Source organism: Kosakonia sp. LAM2021 (assembly GCF_016620385.1).
GTDB lineage: Bacteria > Pseudomonadota > Gammaproteobacteria > Enterobacterales > Enterobacteriaceae > Kosakonia > Kosakonia sacchari.
Genome location: NZ_JAENHT010000003.1, coordinates 194,207 through 211,929, shown reverse-complemented (window position 1 = coordinate 211,929; position 17,723 = coordinate 194,207). Strand labels below are relative to the sequence as shown.

18 protein-coding genes are annotated in these 17,723 nt (G+C 54.0%); 16 read left to right on the top strand and 2 right to left on the bottom strand.

Translation table 11 applies throughout. The features are described from left to right. Nucleotides 1–71 precede the first annotated feature (71 nt). The 9 genes from miaB to gltL all read left to right on the top strand — a co-directional run bounded on the left by miaB (nt 72) and on the right by gltL (nt 9,291). Nucleotides 72–1,496, top strand: coding sequence for a tRNA (N6-isopentenyl adenosine(37)-C2)-methylthiotransferase MiaB (miaB, locus tag JKP81_RS09765; RefSeq protein WP_200551586.1), 1,425 nt, complete (start codon nt 72–74; stop codon nt 1,494–1,496). 142 nt (nt 1,497–1,638) lie between these two features. Next, the gene (locus JKP81_RS09760; protein ID WP_200551585.1) at nt 1,639–2,685 is read left to right on the top strand and encodes a PhoH family protein; all 1,047 of its coding nucleotides are present in this window, start codon (nt 1,639–1,641) and stop codon (nt 2,683–2,685) included. Continuing rightward, a complete protein-coding gene (gene ybeY, locus JKP81_RS09755; RefSeq protein ID WP_200551584.1) occupies nt 2,682–3,149 on the top strand; it encodes an rRNA maturation RNase YbeY in 468 nt (155 codons plus the stop codon). The genes JKP81_RS09760 and ybeY overlap by 4 nt, the downstream gene beginning before the upstream one ends. Before the next feature lie 105 nt (nt 3,150–3,254). Further along, nucleotides 3,255–4,133: a CNNM family magnesium/cobalt transport protein CorC gene (gene corC, locus JKP81_RS09750; RefSeq protein ID WP_040016553.1), complete on the top strand. Its 879-nt coding sequence runs from the start codon at nt 3,255–3,257 to the stop codon at nt 4,131–4,133. 5 nt (nt 4,134–4,138) lie between these two features. Beyond that, nucleotides 4,139–5,677 (top strand): apolipoprotein N-acyltransferase, encoded by a 1,539-nt coding sequence (lnt, locus tag JKP81_RS09745; RefSeq protein WP_200551583.1) that lies wholly within the window; start codon nt 4,139–4,141, stop codon nt 5,675–5,677. 386 nt (nt 5,678–6,063) lie between these two features. Continuing rightward, nucleotides 6,064–6,990 carry an amino acid ABC transporter substrate-binding protein gene (locus JKP81_RS09740; protein ID WP_017455899.1) on the top strand — a complete coding sequence of 309 codons (927 nt, stop codon included), beginning with the start codon at nt 6,064–6,066 and terminating at the stop codon, nt 6,988–6,990. 158 nt (nt 6,991–7,148) lie between these two features. After that, a complete protein-coding gene (locus JKP81_RS09735) occupies nt 7,149–7,889 on the top strand; it encodes an amino acid ABC transporter permease (RefSeq protein ID WP_017455898.1) in 741 nt (246 codons plus the stop codon). A gap of 2 nt (nt 7,890–7,891) precedes the next feature. Next, nucleotides 7,892–8,566: a glutamate/aspartate ABC transporter permease GltK gene (gltK, locus tag JKP81_RS09730; RefSeq protein ID WP_017455897.1), complete on the top strand. Its 675-nt coding sequence runs from the start codon at nt 7,892–7,894 to the stop codon at nt 8,564–8,566. Further along, nucleotides 8,566–9,291 carry a glutamate/aspartate ABC transporter ATP-binding protein GltL gene (gene gltL, locus JKP81_RS09725; RefSeq protein WP_200551582.1) on the top strand — a complete coding sequence of 242 codons (726 nt, stop codon included), beginning with the start codon at nt 8,566–8,568 and terminating at the stop codon, nt 9,289–9,291. The genes gltK and gltL overlap by 1 nt, the downstream gene beginning before the upstream one ends. Before the next feature lie 39 nt (nt 9,292–9,330). Here gltL and JKP81_RS09720 read toward each other — a convergent pair whose 3' ends face one another. Further along, nucleotides 9,331–9,813, bottom strand: coding sequence for a zinc ribbon-containing protein (locus JKP81_RS09720; protein WP_131406266.1), 483 nt, complete (start codon nt 9,811–9,813; stop codon nt 9,331–9,333). 235 nt (nt 9,814–10,048) lie between these two features. Here JKP81_RS09720 and leuS point away from each other — a divergent pair, with 235 nt between their 5' ends. From leuS to nadD, 4 genes are read left to right on the top strand one after another with little or no spacing between them, the layout of a single operon-like run. Beyond that, nucleotides 10,049–12,631 carry a leucine--tRNA ligase gene (gene leuS / locus JKP81_RS09715; protein WP_200551581.1) on the top strand — a complete coding sequence of 861 codons (2,583 nt, stop codon included), beginning with the start codon at nt 10,049–10,051 and terminating at the stop codon, nt 12,629–12,631. A gap of 14 nt (nt 12,632–12,645) precedes the next feature. After that, nucleotides 12,646–13,209 (top strand): LPS assembly lipoprotein LptE, encoded by a 564-nt coding sequence (gene lptE / locus JKP81_RS09710; protein ID WP_045508977.1) that lies wholly within the window; start codon nt 12,646–12,648, stop codon nt 13,207–13,209. Then, nucleotides 13,209–14,240 (top strand): DNA polymerase III subunit delta, encoded by a 1,032-nt coding sequence (holA, locus tag JKP81_RS09705; RefSeq protein ID WP_065369008.1) that lies wholly within the window; start codon nt 13,209–13,211, stop codon nt 14,238–14,240. Before lptE ends, holA begins: the two co-directional genes overlap by 1 nt. A 1-nt stretch (nt 14,241) precedes the next feature. Further along, nucleotides 14,242–14,883, top strand: a complete 642-nt coding sequence (gene nadD / locus JKP81_RS09700) for a nicotinate-nucleotide adenylyltransferase (protein WP_200551719.1) — start codon at nt 14,242–14,244, stop codon at nt 14,881–14,883. Here the strand turns inward: nadD and cobD are convergent. Further along, nucleotides 14,858–15,952: a threonine-phosphate decarboxylase CobD gene (gene cobD / locus JKP81_RS09695; RefSeq protein ID WP_200551580.1), complete on the bottom strand. Its 1,095-nt coding sequence runs from the start codon at nt 15,950–15,952 to the stop codon at nt 14,858–14,860. The two genes, nadD and cobD, sit on opposite strands and share 26 nt — an antisense overlap. Before the next feature lie 99 nt (nt 15,953–16,051). Between cobD and JKP81_RS09690 the strand changes: the two genes are divergently transcribed. From JKP81_RS09690 to rlmH, 3 genes are all read left to right on the top strand, one after another. After that, a complete protein-coding gene (locus JKP81_RS09690; RefSeq protein WP_200551579.1) occupies nt 16,052–16,669 on the top strand; it encodes an adenosylcobalamin/alpha-ribazole phosphatase in 618 nt (205 codons plus the stop codon). 242 nt (nt 16,670–16,911) lie between these two features. Beyond that, the gene (rsfS, locus tag JKP81_RS09685; protein ID WP_017455887.1) at nt 16,912–17,229 is read left to right on the top strand and encodes a ribosome silencing factor; all 318 of its coding nucleotides are present in this window, start codon (nt 16,912–16,914) and stop codon (nt 17,227–17,229) included. Nucleotides 17,230–17,232: 3 nt separating this feature from the next. Continuing rightward, nucleotides 17,233–17,700, top strand: coding sequence for a 23S rRNA (pseudouridine(1915)-N(3))-methyltransferase RlmH (gene rlmH / locus JKP81_RS09680; protein WP_017455886.1), 468 nt, complete (start codon nt 17,233–17,235; stop codon nt 17,698–17,700). Nucleotides 17,701–17,723: the final 23 nt, after the last annotated feature.

Below are 17,723 nucleotides of genomic sequence, written 5' to 3'. Positions count from 1 at the left end.
AATACGCGGCCTGCAATCCTGGCTGATACCCGTCATACTCAGCGTATACGAACTTAAGCAAGAGCAAGTCGATGACAAAAAAACTCCACATAAAAACCTGGGGCTGTCAGATGAACGAATACGATTCATCGAAGATGGCCGATCTGCTGGATGCCACTCACGGCTATCAACTGACCGAGGTGGCGGAAGAAGCGGATGTGCTGCTGCTTAATACCTGCTCAATCCGTGAAAAGGCTCAGGAAAAAGTCTTCCATCAGTTGGGCCGCTGGAAGCTGCTGAAAGAGAAAAACCCCGATCTGATTATCGGTGTTGGCGGCTGCGTGGCGTCTCAGGAAGGCGATCATATTCGCCAGCGCGCACACTATGTCGACATTATTTTTGGGCCGCAAACCCTGCACCGCTTGCCGGAAATGATCAACTCCGTACGCGGCACCCGTAGCCCGGTTGTCGATATCAGCTTCCCGGAAATTGAAAAATTCGACCGTTTGCCGGAACCGCGTGCCGAAGGCCCGACCGCGTTTGTATCGATCATGGAAGGCTGTAACAAATACTGTACTTACTGCGTGGTGCCTTATACCCGTGGTGAAGAAGTCAGCCGCCCTGCCGACGACATCCTGTTTGAGATCGCGCAACTGGCGGCACAAGGTGTGCGTGAAGTGAACCTGCTCGGCCAGAACGTAAACGCCTGGCGCGGTGAGAACTTTGACGGCAGTATCGGCACCTTTGCCGAGTTGCTGCGTCTGGTGGCAGCCATTGATGGTATCGACCGCATCCGTTTCACCACCAGCCATCCGATTGAATTCACCGATGACATCATTGAGGTCTATCGCGACACCCCGGAACTGGTGAGCTTCCTGCATCTGCCGGTGCAAAGTGGTTCCGACCGCATACTGAACCTGATGAGCCGCACGCATACCGCGCTGGAATACAAAGCGATCATCCGTAAGCTGCGCGAAGCGCGCCCGGACATTCAGATTAGCTCCGATTTTATCGTCGGCTTCCCGGGTGAAACCACTGAAGACTTCGAAAAAACCATGAAGCTGATTGCCGATGTTAACTTCGATATGAGCTACAGCTTTATCTTCTCCGCACGCCCGGGCACGCCCGCTGCCGATATGGTAGATGATGTGCCGGAAGAGGAGAAAAAACAGCGCCTGTACATTCTGCAAGAGCGTATTAACCAGCAGGCGATGGCCTGGAGCCGCCGTATGCTTGGCACGACGCAGCGCATCCTGGTGGAAGGTACTTCGCGTAAGAACATCATGGAGCTGTCCGGTCGCACCGAAAATAACCGCGTGGTGAACTTCGAAGGCAAGCCAGAGATGATCGGTAAATTTGTCGATGTAGAAATCGTCGATGTCTACCCGAACTCTCTGCGCGGCGTGCTGGTGCGTACCGAAGAGGAAATGGGGCTGCGCGTGGTAGAATCTCCGCAATCTGTTATTGCCCGTACGCGTAAAGAGAACGACCTCGGCGTCGGCCTGTACCAACCGTAATGCCATCGGCCTGCCATATCTGGCAGGCCTTGCTTTTCCCCTCGCCGACCCCAACATCTTGCGCAATGCTTGCGACTTCTTTATATGCCGTGAATAATTCCCTAATGGGCATAGCCCTCGACTTATCGAAAAGAGGAACAGTTTGAATATAGATACGCGTGAAATTACCCTTGAGCCAGCGGACAACGCACGTCTGTTAAGTCTGTGCGGCCCGTTTGACGACAACATCAAACAGCTGGAGCGGCGACTGGGCATCGAAATCAACCGCCGCGATAATCACTTCAAACTCACCGGACGCGAAATTTGCGTTAATGCCGCGGCCGATATTCTGCGCACCCTTTATGTCGATACCGCGCCAATGCGCGGCCAGATTCAGGATATCGAACCGGAACAGATCCATCTGGCTATCAAAGAAGCGCGCGTGCTGGAGCAGAGCGCCGAAAGCGTGCCGGAATACGGCAAAGCTATCCATATCAAAACCAAGCGTGGCGTGATTAAACCGCGCACGCCGAACCAGGCGCAGTACGTCGCCAATATTCTTGACCATGACATCACCTTCGGCGTTGGCCCGGCGGGCACCGGTAAAACCTACCTCGCCGTTGCCGCAGCGGTGGATGCGCTGGAACGCCAGGAAGTACGCCGCATTCTGCTGACGCGCCCGGCGGTAGAAGCAGGTGAAAAACTCGGCTTCCTGCCCGGCGATCTCAGCCAAAAAGTCGATCCTTATCTGCGCCCGCTTTATGACGCGCTGTTTGAGATGATTGGCTTTGAACGCGTCGAAAAGCTGATTGAGCGCAACGTCATTGAAGTCGCGCCGTTAGCCTATATGCGCGGTCGTACGCTAAACGACGCGTTTATCATTCTTGATGAGAGCCAGAACACCACCATCGAACAGATGAAGATGTTCCTGACGCGTATTGGTTTTAACTCCAAAGCGGTGATCACAGGCGACGTCACGCAGATCGACCTGCCGCGCAGCACCAAATCCGGTTTGCGTCACGCCATCGAAGTGCTGGCGAACGTCGACGAAATCAGCCTTAACTTCTTCCACAGCGAAGATGTGGTGCGCCATCCGGTGGTTGCCCGCATCGTTATCGCCTATGAAGCCTGGGAAGAGGCCGAACAGAAACGTAAAGCAGAACTGGCCGCCGAGCGCAAACGCGAAGCCCAGGAGCAGGAGCAGAAATGAGTCAGGTGATCCTTGATCTACAGTTGGCGTGTGAAGATAACAGCGGCCTGCCGGAAGAAGCGCAGTTCCAGAAATGGCTTGACGCCGTTATCCCGCAGTTTCAGGAAGAAGCAGAAGTCACCATTCGCCTGGTCGACAATGCGGAAAGCCACGAACTGAACCTGACCTACCGCGGAAAAGATAAGCCGACTAACGTGCTCTCTTTCCCGTTTGAAGCACCGCCGGGCATCGAAATGCCGCTGCTTGGCGATTTGATTATTTGTCGCCAGGTCGTGGAACAGGAAGCCCAGGAACAAGGCAAACCGCTGGAGGCTCACTGGGCGCACATGGTGGTGCACGGCAGTTTACACCTGCTCGGTTACGACCATATTGCAGACGATGAAGCCGAAGAGATGGAAGGGATCGAGACAGAGATAATGCTTGCTCTGGGCTATGAGGATCCGTACATTTCCGAGAAAGAGTAAGTTGGCGCGCAGATTGCTGCGCTCCACTCACCTGAAATGCCGTCCGGCGCTGAGTTTACGCGCGACGAGCGACAGATTAACCCACACGAGAACCCACACGACGCCATGAGCGACGATAACTCACACAGTAGCGACAACACCAACAACAAAAAGGGATTCTTCTCCCTTTTACTCAGCCAGCTCTTTCACGGCGAACCGAAAAATCGTGATGAACTGCTGGAACTGATCCGAGACTCCGGGCAGAACGAGCTTATCGACAACGATACGCGCGACATGCTGGAAGGGGTAATGGATATTGCGGACCAGCGCGTTCGCGACATCATGATCCCCCGCTCCCAAATGATTACCCTGAAACGCAACCAGACGCTGGACGAATGTCTCGATGTCATTATCGAGTCTGCCCACTCGCGTTTTCCGGTGATCAGCGAAGATAAAGATCACATCGAAGGGATCCTGATGGCTAAGGATTTGCTGCCTTTTATGCGCAGCGACGCCGAAGCGTTCAGTATGGAAAAAGTGTTACGCCAGGCGGTAGTGGTGCCGGAAAGCAAGCGTGTCGATCGCATGCTGAAAGAGTTCCGTTCCCAGCGCTACCATATGGCTATCGTTATTGATGAGTTCGGCGGCGTTTCTGGTCTGGTCACGATTGAAGATATTCTCGAGCTTATTGTCGGCGAAATCGAAGACGAATATGACGAAGAAGAGGATATCGATTTCCGCCAGCTTAGCCGCCATACATGGACAGTACGCGCACTGGCGCCGATTGAAGATTTCAATGAAACCTTCGGCACCCACTTCAGTGATGATGAAGTAGACACCATTGGCGGTCTGGTGATGCAGGCGTTCGGTCACTTGCCTGCGCGCGGCGAATCGATTGACATTGATGGTTACCAATTCAAGGTCGCTATGGCTGATAGTCGACGTATTATTCAGGTCCATGTCAGAATGCCGGATGATTCTCCGCAACCGAAACTGGATGAGTAATGTAAATGGTATTTGCCGCATTGTTTGAGCGCCAGCGCATACGTCTGCTGCTGGCGTTGTTATTCGGAGCCAGCGGAACGCTGGCTTTTTCTCCTTATGATTTCTGGCCCGCCGCACTTATCTCCCTGATTGGTCTACAGGGTTTAACCCTGAATCGCCGCCCGTTGCAGGCTGCCTGGATTGGCTATTTCTGGGGGCTTGGTCTTTTTGGCAGCGGTGTGCACTGGGTGTATGTCAGTATCGCCCAGTTCGGCGGCATGCCAGGCCCGGTCAATATTTTCCTTGTGGTACTGCTGGCGGCCTATTTGTCGCTCTACACCGGGCTGTTCGCCGGTATTTTGTCGCGTCTGTGGCCACATACCACCTGGTTGCGACTGGCCGTTGCCGCGCCCGTCGTCTGGCAAATTACCGAGTTCCTGCGCGGCTGGGTGCTAACCGGTTTCCCGTGGCTCCAGTTTGGTTACAGCCAGATAGATGGGCCGCTGAAAGGCCTCGCGCCGGTGCTTGGCGTTGAAGCGATCAATTTCTTACTGATGGTGGTCAGCGGTCTGGTGGTGCTGGCGTTGGTGCAGCGTCGCTTGCGCCCGCTGGTTGTCGCCGTCGTGCTGTTCGCTCTACCCTTCCCGCTGCGTTATATCCAGTGGTATCAACTGCTGCCGGATCGCACCACTCAGGTGTCGATGGTGCAGGGGAACATTCCACAATCGATGAAGTGGGTCGAAAACCAGCTACTCAATACGCTGAAAATCTACAGCGAAGCCAGTGAGCAAGTGATGGGTAAATCGCAGCTGATTATCTGGCCGGAGTCTGCCATTCCGGATCTGGAAATTAACCAGCAACGCTTTTTAAGCGCCATGGATAATCTGCTGCGGGCAAACAACAGTACGCTTATCACCGGGATTGTCGATGCACGTCTCAATAAGCAAAACCGCTACGATACCTACAACACCATCATTACGCTGGGCAAAGACAACGCGTACAGCTACAGCTCAAGCGATCGCTACAATAAAAACCATCTGGTACCGTTTGGCGAGTTTGTACCGCTGGAGTCGATTCTGCGTCCGCTGGCACCCTTCTTCGATTTGCCGATGTCCTCATTCAGCCGTGGCGCTTATGTACAGCCTCCGCTGTCGGCACATGGGCTAACGCTGACGGCGGCAATCTGCTACGAAATCATCCTTGGCGAGCAGGTGCGTGATAATTTCCGCCCGGATACTGATTTCCTGCTGACCATCTCGAACGACGCCTGGTTTGGCAAATCCATCGGCCCGTGGCAGCACTTCCAGATGGCGCGGATGCGTGCGCTGGAGCTGGCGCGACCGCTGTTGCGTAGCACCAATAACGGCATCACTGCGGTCATTGGCCCGCAGGGTGAAATCCAGGCGATGATCCCGCAATTTACCCGTGAAGTGCTGACGGCAAAGGTAACACCGACCTCTGGCCTCACGCCGTATGCCCGCACGGGTAACTGGCCGCTGTGGATTATCACCGCGCTGCTGGGCTTTGGCGCCCTGGTGATGGGCTTGCGTCAGCGCCGCCGTTAATCCCTTTCCTCGTTATTCTGCCCGGTGACGGTCTGCTTACCGGGCATCCTCTCTTCGTTACGCAAAATTTACGATTAAGCCGTTTTTGGCATGCGGTTTGCTTATATCTATCAGGCAGCTATGAAATCCGCTTATGTGCAACTTAGGTCGCACCAGCAGGAAACAGTAGCAGCACCAATCTGGTGCAATGGGAGATTTTTGCCTCTAAACGGTGCGGCGCGCCTCGCAAAAATAAACAATACCGCAGCAAAATCTTTACATTAAGCCAGACTGAATGTAACAAACACACACGACACTGCACGATATTGTCGCAGAACAACAAAAACACAATACACACAATGGGTATCAATACGCGTCTCTGGCGCTGACGATAAAGGAGTCTGGATATGCAATTACGTAAACTGGCCGCCGCGATGCTGGTGATGGGACTGTCCGCCGGTCTGGTGCATGCTGAAGATGCAAAACCTGCCGACGCAGCGCCGGCCGATCAACAAGCTACGCTGGCTAAAATTGCTAAAAACGGCGTTATCGTCGTCGGTCACCGCGAATCTTCCGTACCGTTCTCCTACTACGACAATGAACAAAAAGTCGTGGGTTACTCCCAGGACTACTCCAACGCTATCGTTGAAGCGGTGAAGAAAAAACTGAATAAGCCGGATCTGGCGGTAAAACTGATTCCAATCACTTCACAAAACCGTATCCCGCTGCTGCAAAACGGCACCTTCGATTTTGAATGTGGTTCCACCACTAATAACGTTGAACGTCAGAAACAAGCGGCGTTCTCTGACACCATTTTCGTGGTTGGCACGCGTCTGCTGACCAAAAAAGGCGGCCCAATTAAAGACTTCGCCGACCTGAAAGGCAAAGCGGTTGTTGTGACTTCCGGCACTACCTCAGAAATTCTGCTGAACAAGCTGAACGACGAGAAGAAAATGGATATGCGCATTATCAGCGCGAAAGACCATGGCGACTCGTTCCGTACGCTTGAAAGCGGCCGCGCAGTGGCCTTTATGATGGATGACGCCCTGCTGGCGGGTGAACGTGCGAAAGCGAAAAAACCGGATAACTGGGACATCGTTGGCACACCGCAATCGAAAGAAGCCTACGGCTGTATGCTGCGTAAAAACGATCCGGAGTTCAAAAAGCTGATGGATGACACCATCGCTCAGTTGCAGACATCCGGTGCAGCGGAAAAATCCTTCGATAAATGGTTTAAAAACCCGATTCCGCCGAAAAACATGAACCTCAATTTCGATCTCTCTGACGATATGAAAGCGCTGTTCAAAGAACCGAATGACAAAGCTCTGAACTAATTACAACCATTAGGGGCGGGTTTACCTGCCCTCTCGATTGTCGAAGTAGCACGGACAGACTATATGCTGAGTGGCCGTTCCCCACTCAACACGAAAACTCGCTCTTCATACAATCTTCGAGGGTAGCGCTGCTACCCTTTTTTTTCCGGAGTAGATTTATGTCCATAGACTGGAACTGGGGAATATTTCTTGAACAGGCCCCGTTCGGCAACACCACCTATCTTGGCTGGCTATGGAGTGGTTTTCAGGTCACCATCGCGCTTTCCGTGACGGCCTGGATTATCGCTTTCCTGGTCGGTTCCCTGTTTGGCATCCTGCGCACCGTCCCTAACCGTTTCTTGTCCGGCATTGGCACCCTATATGTCGAACTGTTCCGCAACGTGCCGCTGATCGTGCAGTTTTTTACCTGGTACCTGGTGGTACCGGAACTACTGCCAGAAGATATCGGCATGTGGTTCAAATCAGAACTGGATCCGAATATCCAGTTCTTCGTCTCATCTATGGTCTGCCTGGGGCTGTTTACCGCCGCTCGCGTTTGCGAACAGGTACGCGCCGCGATTCAGTCGCTACCGCGCGGGCAGAAAAATGCCGGTCTGGCGATGGGGCTGACGCTGCCGCAAACCTACCGTTATGTATTGCTGCCTAACGCCTATCGCGTGATCGTGCCGCCGATGACCTCGGAGATGATGAATCTGGTGAAAAACTCGGCCATCGCCTCCACTATCGGCCTGGTAGACATGGCAGCGCAGGCAGGAAAATTACTGGATTACTCCGCACATGCCTGGGAATCGTTTACGGCAATCACCGTTGCGTATGTCTTAATTAACGCTTTCATTATGTTGGTGATGAACCTGGTTGAACGCAAAATTCGCCTGCCGGGCAATATGGGGGGCAAATAATCATGTACGAATTTGACTGGAGTTCAATCGTCCCTTCGTTGCCGTACCTGGTCGCGGGTCTGATCGTCACGCTCAAGATCACGGCGATTGCGATTGTTGTCGGTATCGTCTGGGGAACGCTGTTGGCGGTGATGCGCCTGTCCACTTTCGCCCCGCTACGCTGGTTCGCCAAGAGCTACGTTAACGTGTTCCGCTCCATTCCGCTGGTGATGGTGCTGCTGTGGTTCTATCTGATCGTGCCGGGTTTTCTACAAAACGTGCTAGGCCTGTCACCCAAAACCGATATCCGCTTGATTTCAGCAATGGTGGCTTTCTCGATGTTTGAAGCGGCCTATTATTCAGAAATCATTCGCGCAGGCATCCAGAGTATCTCTCGCGGACAATCCAGTGCCGCACTGGCACTCGGTATGACACACTGGCAGTCGATGAAACTCATCATTTTGCCGCAGGCATTCCGCGCCATGGTTCCGCTGCTGCTTACGCAGGGCATTGTGCTATTCCAGGACACCTCGTTGGTCTATGTCCTGAGCCTCGCGGATTTCTTCCGCACCGCATCTACTATTGGCGAGCGCGATGGTACGCAGGTTGAAATGATCCTGTTTGCCGGTGCTGTCTATTTTGTTATCAGTTTGAGTGCTTCGCTGTTGGTCAGCTGGCTGAAGAAAAGGACCGTCTAATGATATCCCTGAAAAATGTTTCTAAATGGTATGGTCACTTTCAGGTGTTGACCGATTGCTCCACCGAAGTGAAAAAAGGCGAAGTGGTTGTGGTTTGCGGGCCGTCCGGCTCCGGTAAATCCACACTGATAAAAACCGTCAACGGTCTGGAACCGGTGCAGAAAGGCGAGATTGTCGTCAACGGCACCAAAGTGAATGACAAGAAAACCGATCTGGCGAAGCTGCGTTCTCACGTCGGGATGGTGTTTCAGCACTTTGAATTGTTCCCGCATTTGTCGATTATTGAAAACCTGACGCTGGCACAGGTAAAAGTGCTGAAGCGTGATAAAGCCGCTGCAAGGGAAAAAGGGCTCAAGCTGCTGGAGCGCGTTGGTTTGTCAGCGCATGCGAATAAGTTCCCGGCGCAGCTTTCCGGCGGCCAGCAGCAGCGCGTGGCGATTGCCCGCGCGCTCTGTATGGATCCGGTGGCGATGCTGTTTGATGAGCCGACTTCCGCGCTCGATCCCGAGATGATCAACGAAGTGCTGGACGTAATGGTCGAATTGGCGAACGAAGGCATGACGATGATGGTGGTGACCCACGAAATGGGCTTTGCCCGCAAAGTGGCGAACCGGGTGATCTTTATGGATGAAGGGAAAATTGTCGAAGATTCAGAGAAAGACGCCTTCTTCGATAATCCGAAATCCGACCGTGCCAAAGACTTCCTCGCAAAAATCCTGCATTGACAGCCTGCGCCTGCCCGCTTCGGGCAGGCGCTTTTTGGGTTACGGTTCGAACGGGCGGCGCTGGAATTGGTCATGTCCGCATTTCGGGCATAACGGCAACACATCCGGCGTGTAGACCGCCAGATGAAAATGACACTTTTCGCAAACCAGATTCCCGAGTCCTACCACTTCGCCGCTGTGATACACGCCGTGGTGGTTGAGATCCTGAAACACTTCACGCCACTCAAGCTGCGTTTTATCGGTGATATCCGCCAGCTCCTGCCAGATACTCTCTTTAATCACCCGCATAAATACGCTGTCGGTGACCTCCTGCTGGCTTTCGCTGTAACTGAGGGCGAACTCCTCCAGATCGCGGCGAATTGCGCGCATCAGTTCGTCAACCTCCGTGCGCGTTAACTCGCCGGTTTGCGCCACGCGCAGGCGCGCTTGTTCAACCAGGGCATCAATATCACGCTCTCCATTGCGTAAACGCTCGGTCAACGCCGCCACCAGTTCACGGTAAAAATGAGCAACCTTGTTCATCGTTTCGCCTCCCGGTTCAGTAACTCTCTCTAATGGTAGACGTTATTTCTTGCTCGCTGTGCCGACTCGCCCGCACTGTCGACAAAAAAGTAGCCGCCAAAGGCTGCGGCAATTTCATTCCCGCCTCGCGGAAAGGCTGTTTTGAGAGTGGCGTTTGGGCTATGCTATGCCTTTCGAAAAATCACGTAACAACGCTACATTTGTAGCTGTAGCAAAAACAGGACTACTGGCTGCCATGCAAGAGCAATACCGCCCGGAAGAGATAGAATCCAAAGTACAGCGCCACTGGGAAGAGAAGCGCACATTTGAAGTCACTGAAGACGAGAGCAAAGAGAAATACTATTGCTTGTCGATGCTCCCCTATCCTTCTGGCCGACTACACATGGGCCACGTCCGTAACTACACCATCGGCGATGTGATCTCCCGTTACCAGCGCATGCTGGGTAAAAACGTGCTGCAACCGATTGGCTGGGATGCGTTTGGTCTGCCCGCTGAAGGCGCAGCGGTAAAAAACAACACCGCACCGGCACCGTGGACCTACGACAACATCGCGTACATGAAAAACCAGCTAAAAATGCTGGGCTTCGGCTATGACTGGAGCCGCGAGCTGGCGACCTGCACCCCGGAATATTACCGTTGGGAACAGAAGTTCTTCACCGAGCTGTACAAAAAAGGGCTCGTCTATAAAAAAACCTCTGCGGTGAACTGGTGCCCGAACGACCAGACCGTGCTGGCAAACGAACAAGTTATCGACGGCTGCTGCTGGCGCTGTGATACCAAAGTTGAGCGTAAAGAGATCCCACAGTGGTTTATTAAAATCACCGCTTACGCCGACGAGTTGCTGAATGACCTGGATAATCTGGATCACTGGCCGGATACCGTGAAAACCATGCAGCGCAACTGGATTGGCCGTTCTGAAGGCGTGGAGATCACCTTCGACGTGCAGAACAGCGACCAGAAACTGACGGTCTACACCACTCGCCCGGACACGTTTATCGGCGCAACTTACCTTGCCGTTGCGGCGGGTCATCCGCTGGCGCAACAGGCTGCCACGAGCCAACCAGAGCTGGCGTCCTTTATCGACGAATGCCGCAACACCAAAGTTGCGGAAGCCGATATGGCGACGATGGAGAAAAAAGGCGTTGATACCGGCCTGAAAGCCATTCACCCGCTGACCGGCGAAGCCATCCCGGTGTGGGCGGCAAACTTTGTGCTGATGGAGTACGGTACTGGCGCGGTGATGGCCGTTCCGGGCCACGATCAGCGTGACTACGAATTTGCGACTAAATACAATCTGCCGATCAAGGCGGTCATCCTCAACGCAGACGGCAGTGCGCCGGATCTGAGCGAACAAGCGATGACCGAAAAAGGTGTGCTGTTTAACTCCGGCGAATTCGACGGCCTCGACTTTAACGCCGCTTTTAACGCCATTGCCGACAAACTGGCGGCCAAAGGCGTGGGCGAGCGCAAAGTGAACTTCCGTCTGCGCGACTGGGGCGTGTCCCGTCAGCGTTACTGGGGCGCACCAATCCCGATGGTGACGCTGGAAGACGGTACCGTTATTCCAACGCCGGAAGATCAACTGCCGGTTATCCTGCCGGAAGATGTAGTCATGGACGGCATCACCAGCCCAATTAAAGCCGATCCTGAGTGGGCGAAAACCACCGTTAACGGCCAACCGGCACTGCGCGAAACTGATACCTTTGACACCTTTATGGAGTCTTCCTGGTACTATGCACGTTACACTTGCCCGCAGCACAACGAAGGCATGCTCGACCCGAAAGCGGCGAATTACTGGCTGCCGGTAGATATTTATATTGGCGGTATCGAACACGCCATCATGCACCTGCTCTACTTCCGCTTCTTCCACAAACTGATGCGCGACGCGGGCATGGTGAACTCCGATGAGCCTGCCAAACAGCTGCTGTGCCAGGGCATGGTACTGGCTGATGCGTTCTATTACGTGGGTGAAAACGGCGAACGTAACTGGGTTTCGCCGAAAGATGCCATTGTGGAACGTGACGAGAAAGGCCGCATTGTCAAAGCGACCGATCCGGCGGGCCACGAGCTGGTTTATACCGGCATGAGCAAAATGTCCAAGTCGAAAAATAACGGTATCGACCCGCAGGAAATGGTTGAGCGTTACGGCGCGGATACCGTGCGTCTGTTCATGATGTTTGCATCGCCAGCCGATATGACACTGGAGTGGCAGGAATCCGGTGTAGAAGGGGCGAACCGCTTCCTGAAACGCGTCTGGAAACTGGTTTACGAACACACCGCTCAGGGTGCTGTTGCCGCGCTGGATGTGGCTGCGCTGAGTGAAGACCAGCAAGCCCTGCGCCGTGACGTGCATAAAACCATCGCGAAAGTTTCCGATGACATCGGTCGCCGTCAGACCTTTAACACCGCTATCGCGGCGATTATGGAGCTGATGAACAAACTGGCGAAAGCGCCGCAGGAGAGCGAACAAGATCGCGCCTTAATGCAGGAAGCCCTGCTGGCGGTGGTACGTATGCTTAACCCGTTCACCCCACACGCCAGCTTCACGCTGTGGCAGGCGTTGGGCGGCGAAGGCGATATCGACAATGCGCCATGGCCGGAGGCTGATGAGAAAGCGATGGTGGAAAACACCACGCTGGTCGTCGTCCAGGTCAACGGTAAAGTGCGTGGTAAAATTACTGTTGCCGTTGACGCGACGGAAGAACAGGTGCGTGAACGTGCAGGCCAGGAACATCTGGTGGCAAAATATCTTGATGGCGTGACCGTGCGTAAAGTGATTTACGTACCGGGTAAACTGCTTAATCTGGTCGTTGGCTAAGCGCGGGAGGAAGCGTGCGATATCTGGCTACATTGTTCGTATCACTGGCGGTGCTCATCACCGCCGGATGTGGCTGGCATCTGCGTAATACCACGCAGGTGCCGAGCGAAATGAAAACGATGTTTTTTGACTCCGGGGATCCGAATGGCCCGCTGAGCCGCGCGATCCGCAGCCAGTTGCGCCTGAATGGCGTCGAACTGTTGGAGAAAACGTCCACACGTCAGGATGTGCCTTCTTTGCGTCTGGGGGCCGTAACATTCTCTCGTGACACGGCTTCTGTTTTCCAGGATGGTCGTACTGCGGAATATCAAATGGTGCTGACCGTAAACGCCAGCGTGCTGATCCCGGGTCATGATATTTACCCGATCAATACCAAAGTTTATCGTTCCTTCTTCGATAACCCGCAAACGGCACTGGCGAAAGCGGCAGAGCAGGAGATGATCGTTCAGGAGATGTATGACAAAGCAGCCGAACAGCTAATTCGTAAGCTGCCTAGCGTACATACGGCAGACGCGAAAAGCACGCAGGATGCCGCCACCTCGACGACTGGCTCCTCTTCCACACAACCGGGTAGCTAATGCTCAGGTTGTATCCGGAACAACTCCGCGCGCAGCTTAATGAAGGGCTGCGCGCGGCGTATTTACTCCTCGGTAATGATCCGCTGTTGTTGCAAGAGAGCCAGGACGCTGTGCGTCAGGTCGCCTCTGAACAGGGTTTCATCGAACACCATACCTTCACACTGGATGCCAGCACGGATTGGGATGCGATTTTCTCCATCTGCCAGGCATTGAGTCTGTTCGCCAGCCGCCAGACGTTACTGTTACAGCTGCCCGAAAATGGCCCAAACGCTGCTATCAATGAACAACTGGCAAAGCTGGTCAGCCTGCTGCATGACGACCTGATTTTGACAGTGCGCGGGAACAAGCTCACCAAAGCGCAGGAAAATGCGGCATGGATAACGCAGCTAAATAATCGTGCCGTGCAGGTAAGCTGCCAGACACCGGAACAGGCGAACCTGCCGCGCTGGGTTGCCGCCAGGGCAAAGCAAAACAAGCTGGAACTGGACGACGCCGCCAATCAGTTACTTTGTTATTGCTACGAAGGAAACTTACTGGCACTCGCGCAAGCGCTGGAACGTCTGGCGCTGCTGTGGCCGGATGGCAAACTCACCCTGCCCCGCGTGGAACATGCGGTGAACGACGCAGCGCACTTCACCCCTTTCCACTGGGTTGATGCGCTACTTGCCGGGAAAAGCAAACGCGCGTTGCACATTCTCACCCAGTTGCGACTGGAAGCGTGTGAGCCGGTGATCCTGCTGCGTACCGTGCAACGCGAATTGCTGTTGCTGGTGACGTTGAAACGCCAGTCAGCACATACCCCACTGCGTGCGCTGTTTGACAAGCATCGGGTGTGGCAAAACCGCCGGGGTGTGACGGGCGATGCGCTTAACCGCCTGAGCCTCGACCAGTTACGCCAGGCGGTCCATTTGCTGAGCCGCATTGAGCTGATTGTGAAGCAGGATTTTGGTCAGTCGGTCTGGGCCGAGCTTGAAGGGCTTTCTCTGCTACTCTGTCATAAGGCACTGGCAGACGTTTTTATTGATGGTTGACATGAATCAGTTGCAGGCACTGTTTGGCGGTACATTTGATCCGGTTCATTATGGGCACCTGAAACCTGTGGAAGCGCTGGCGAACCAGATTGGCCTTTCCAGGGTGATCATCATGCCCAATAACGTGCCGCCGCACCGTGCACAACCCGAAGCCAGCAGCCAGCAACGCAAAAAAATGGTCGAACTGGCGATTGCCGATAAACCCTTATTCACCCTTGATGAACGCGAACTGCGCCGCGACACTCCTTCATATACGGCGCAAACTATACAAGAGTGGCGGGAAGAGCAAGGTGCGCAACGCCCACTGGCGTTTATCATCGGTCAGGATTCACTGCTGACTTTCCCCACCTGGCATCACTACGAGTCCATTCTGGATAACTGCCATCTGATTGTCTGCCGCCGCCCAGGTTACCCGCTGACAATGGAGCAGGAAGCGCATCAACAGTGGCTGGAAGCCCATCTCACCACCAATCCTGAAGATCTGCATACCTTACCTGCAGGACGGATTTACCTTGCCGAAACCCCGTGGTTCAACATTTCGGCGACGCTTATCCGTGAACGGCTGGAGCACGGTGAAAAGTGTGATGATTTGCTCCCCGAATCCGTCATGGCATATATCAACGAGCAGGGTTTGTACCGCTGAGCACCGCCGTCATGGCAGCGATAAGCCGATCATTCTCCCCTTCGCTTCGCACCGCCACACGGTAATAGCGCGCATCCAGCCCTGGGTAATTGGCACAGCTACGAATCAAAATGTGGCGGGAAAGCAATGCCTGTTGTAACTCCATCTCCGGCACGTCACAGCGCATAAAAAGATAATTTGCGCAGCCAGGCCAGACCGTTAACCCCGGCAGCGCGTTCAGAGCGGCGAATAAACGCGGACGTTCTTTATTAAGCCAATTCCAGCTTGCCTGCTGATAGTCGCAGTCCTGTAAAATTACCTCACCCGCGAGCGCAGCAAAGGCATTGATGGACCACGGCATCTGCGCATCGCGCATAGAGCAGACTTGCTGTTCATTGCTGCCCAACACATACCCCAATCGCAGGCCTGGAATGGCGTAAAACTTGGTGAGTGAACGCAGCACCCAAACGTGCGGATTGTTTACCAGATAAGGAATAAAACCTTCGCGTTCGGCAATAAAATCCATAAAAGCTTCGTCGAGGACAAGCGTAATTCCCAGCGCTTCGCAACGTGCGGCGATCGCGTGCAGCAAAGCGTCGTCCGGCAACAAGCCGGTGGGGTTATTCGGTGTACAGAGAAATAAACAGTCAAGGTCGGCACTCAGCGCGCCCAGCAGCGCATCGGTAAGCTGCCAGCCATCAGTCTCACGCAACTGATAGTCGCTAATCGCACATCCCACCAACGCCAGCGCCCGGCGGTATTCCGTAAACCCTGGCGTTATCAGCATCGCTTTACGTGGCTTAAGCATGTTGACCAGCGCAAAGATCGCTTCCGTTTCACCGTTCCCGGCAAGTATCCATGAAGCCGGAACCTGGTGATGAGCCGCCAGTACCTGATGCAGACGCTGATATTCAACATCCGGGTAGCGCTCGGCGAGCGACAGATTATTTTGCAACGCATGTTTAAGCGATGCCGGCATGCCAGCCGGGTTAATGTTGGCGCTGAAATCAAGCAACTGTTCCGCTGATATCCCCAACAGTTCTGCCGCCTCACGCGTATTGCCACCGTGCGCACTGTGAAACAAAGCCATCTTCCGCTCCGGTTAAAAGCCGTTATCTTAAACGAAAAAGAGGCTGTGATTGAGGGCGCGATGGTAAACTTTGCGCACGAATCCAGACGGGAGATCACAATGCGACTCTGGCTGATACGCCACGGAGAAACCGAAGCGAATGTTGCCGGGCTTTATAGCGGCCACTCACCGACTCCGCTGACGCCCAAAGGGCTGGCGCAGGCGGAAGCCCTGCGCGATTTACTCGCGAGTGTGCCCTTCGATTATGTGCTGTGTAGCGAACTGGAGCGCGCGCAGCAGACGGCCGCGCGCGTACTGGAATCGCGTACGCTGACCGTTCATACCACACCATTACTTAATGAGATGTTTTTTGGCGACTGGGAAATGCGCCATCATCGCGATTTAACGCGAGAAGATCCGGAAAGCTATACCGCCTGGTGTACCGACTGGCAGCACGCCGTTCCTACCAATGGTGAAGGATTTCAGGCATTTTCTGCACGAATTGAGCAAGTTATTGCGCTGCTTGCCGATATAAAAAGTCAGCACAAGAACGTGTTGATCGCCAGCCATCAGGGGGTATTGAGTTTGTTGATAGCCCGCTTGCTCAACATGCCTGCCGCATCGCTGTGGCATTTTCGTGTTGATCAAGGATGCTGGAGCGCTATTGATATCCATGATGATTTCGCCACGCTACGGGTATTAAATAGTCGCGCAGCATGGCGCGCGGACGTTGCATAGCCTGTTTTTCACGCATCCTATTCACACCGCTGATTCGGCCATTGACACGCCCTCACAGGCTGCTATCCTCCGCGCGCAGAGATTGTTTTACAAAAATGGCAATGCAATCGCGCGCCCGTGATGGGATGATAGCCAACTTTTAAACTTGCCGGGTCTCTGTTACCCCGACAATCGATGCAGTTCAGGTATAATGTCAGGCCGTTCATTAACAGTACATTTTTCACTCACCCCAGGGGGAACACTTGCAGGGTAAAGCACTCCAGGATTTTGTTATCGACAAAATTGATGACCTGAAAGGTCAAGATATCGTTGCCATTGACGTTCAGGGTAAATCCAGTATCACCGACTGCATGATTATCTGCACCGGCACCTCTACGCGTCACGTTATCTCTATTGCGGATCATGTGGTGCAGGAATCGCGTGCCGCCGGCATGATGCCGCTGGGTGTCGAAGGTGAAAGCGCCGCGGACTGGGTCGTTGTCGATTTGGGCGATGTGATTGTCCACGTCATGCAGGAAGAGAGCCGTCGCCTGTATGAGCTGGAAAAACTCTGGGGTTAATGCGTGAAACTGCAACTGGTCGCCGTCGGCACGAAAATGCCGGACTGGGTACAGACAGGTTTTAGTGAATACCTGCGCCGCTTTCCAAAAGATATGCCGTTCGAACTAATCGAAATTCCGGCGGGAAAGCGCGGCAAGAACGCAGATATCAAACGCATTCTCGATAAAGAGGGTGAATTGATGCTGGCCGCGGCCGGCAAAAATCGTATCGTTACCCTCGATATTCCGGGTAAACCCTGGGATACACCGCAGCTGGCAAACGAGCTGGAGCGCTGGAAGCAAGACGGGCGCGATGTCAGCTTGCTGATTGGCGGGCCGGAAGGGCTATCACCAGCCTGCAAAGCGGCGGCAGAACAAAGTTGGTCACTCTCTGCGCTAACGTTACCTCACCCGCTGGTGCGCGTGCTGGTTGCTGAAAGCCTATATCGCGCATGGAGTATTACCACCAACCATCCTTATCACCGTGAGTAACGACGAGTCTTGGGTAGATTAAG

Coding starts and splice junctions, on each gene's coding strand:
- miaB (WP_200551586.1), top strand. CDS start 72: ATGACAAAAAAACTCCACATAAAAACCTGGGGCTGTCAGATGAACGAA.
- ybeY (WP_200551584.1), top strand. CDS start 2,682: ATGAGTCAGGTGATCCTTGATCTACAGTTGGCGTGTGAAGATAACAGC.
- corC (WP_040016553.1), top strand. CDS start 3,255: ATGAGCGACGATAACTCACACAGTAGCGACAACACCAACAACAAAAAG.
- lnt (WP_200551583.1), top strand. CDS start 4,139: ATGGTATTTGCCGCATTGTTTGAGCGCCAGCGCATACGTCTGCTGCTG.
- JKP81_RS09740 (WP_017455899.1), top strand. CDS start 6,064: ATGCAATTACGTAAACTGGCCGCCGCGATGCTGGTGATGGGACTGTCC.
- JKP81_RS09735 (WP_017455898.1), top strand. CDS start 7,149: ATGTCCATAGACTGGAACTGGGGAATATTTCTTGAACAGGCCCCGTTC.
- gltK (WP_017455897.1), top strand. CDS start 7,892: ATGTACGAATTTGACTGGAGTTCAATCGTCCCTTCGTTGCCGTACCTG.
- gltL (WP_200551582.1), top strand. CDS start 8,566: ATGATATCCCTGAAAAATGTTTCTAAATGGTATGGTCACTTTCAGGTG.
- JKP81_RS09720 (WP_131406266.1), bottom strand. CDS start 9,813: ATGAACAAGGTTGCTCATTTTTACCGTGAACTGGTGGCGGCGTTGACC.
- leuS (WP_200551581.1), top strand. CDS start 10,049: ATGCAAGAGCAATACCGCCCGGAAGAGATAGAATCCAAAGTACAGCGC.
- holA (WP_065369008.1), top strand. CDS start 13,209: ATGCTCAGGTTGTATCCGGAACAACTCCGCGCGCAGCTTAATGAAGGG.
- nadD (WP_200551719.1), top strand. CDS start 14,242: ATGAATCAGTTGCAGGCACTGTTTGGCGGTACATTTGATCCGGTTCAT.
- cobD (WP_200551580.1), bottom strand. CDS start 15,952: ATGGCTTTGTTTCACAGTGCGCACGGTGGCAATACGCGTGAGGCGGCA.
- JKP81_RS09690 (WP_200551579.1), top strand. CDS start 16,052: ATGCGACTCTGGCTGATACGCCACGGAGAAACCGAAGCGAATGTTGCC.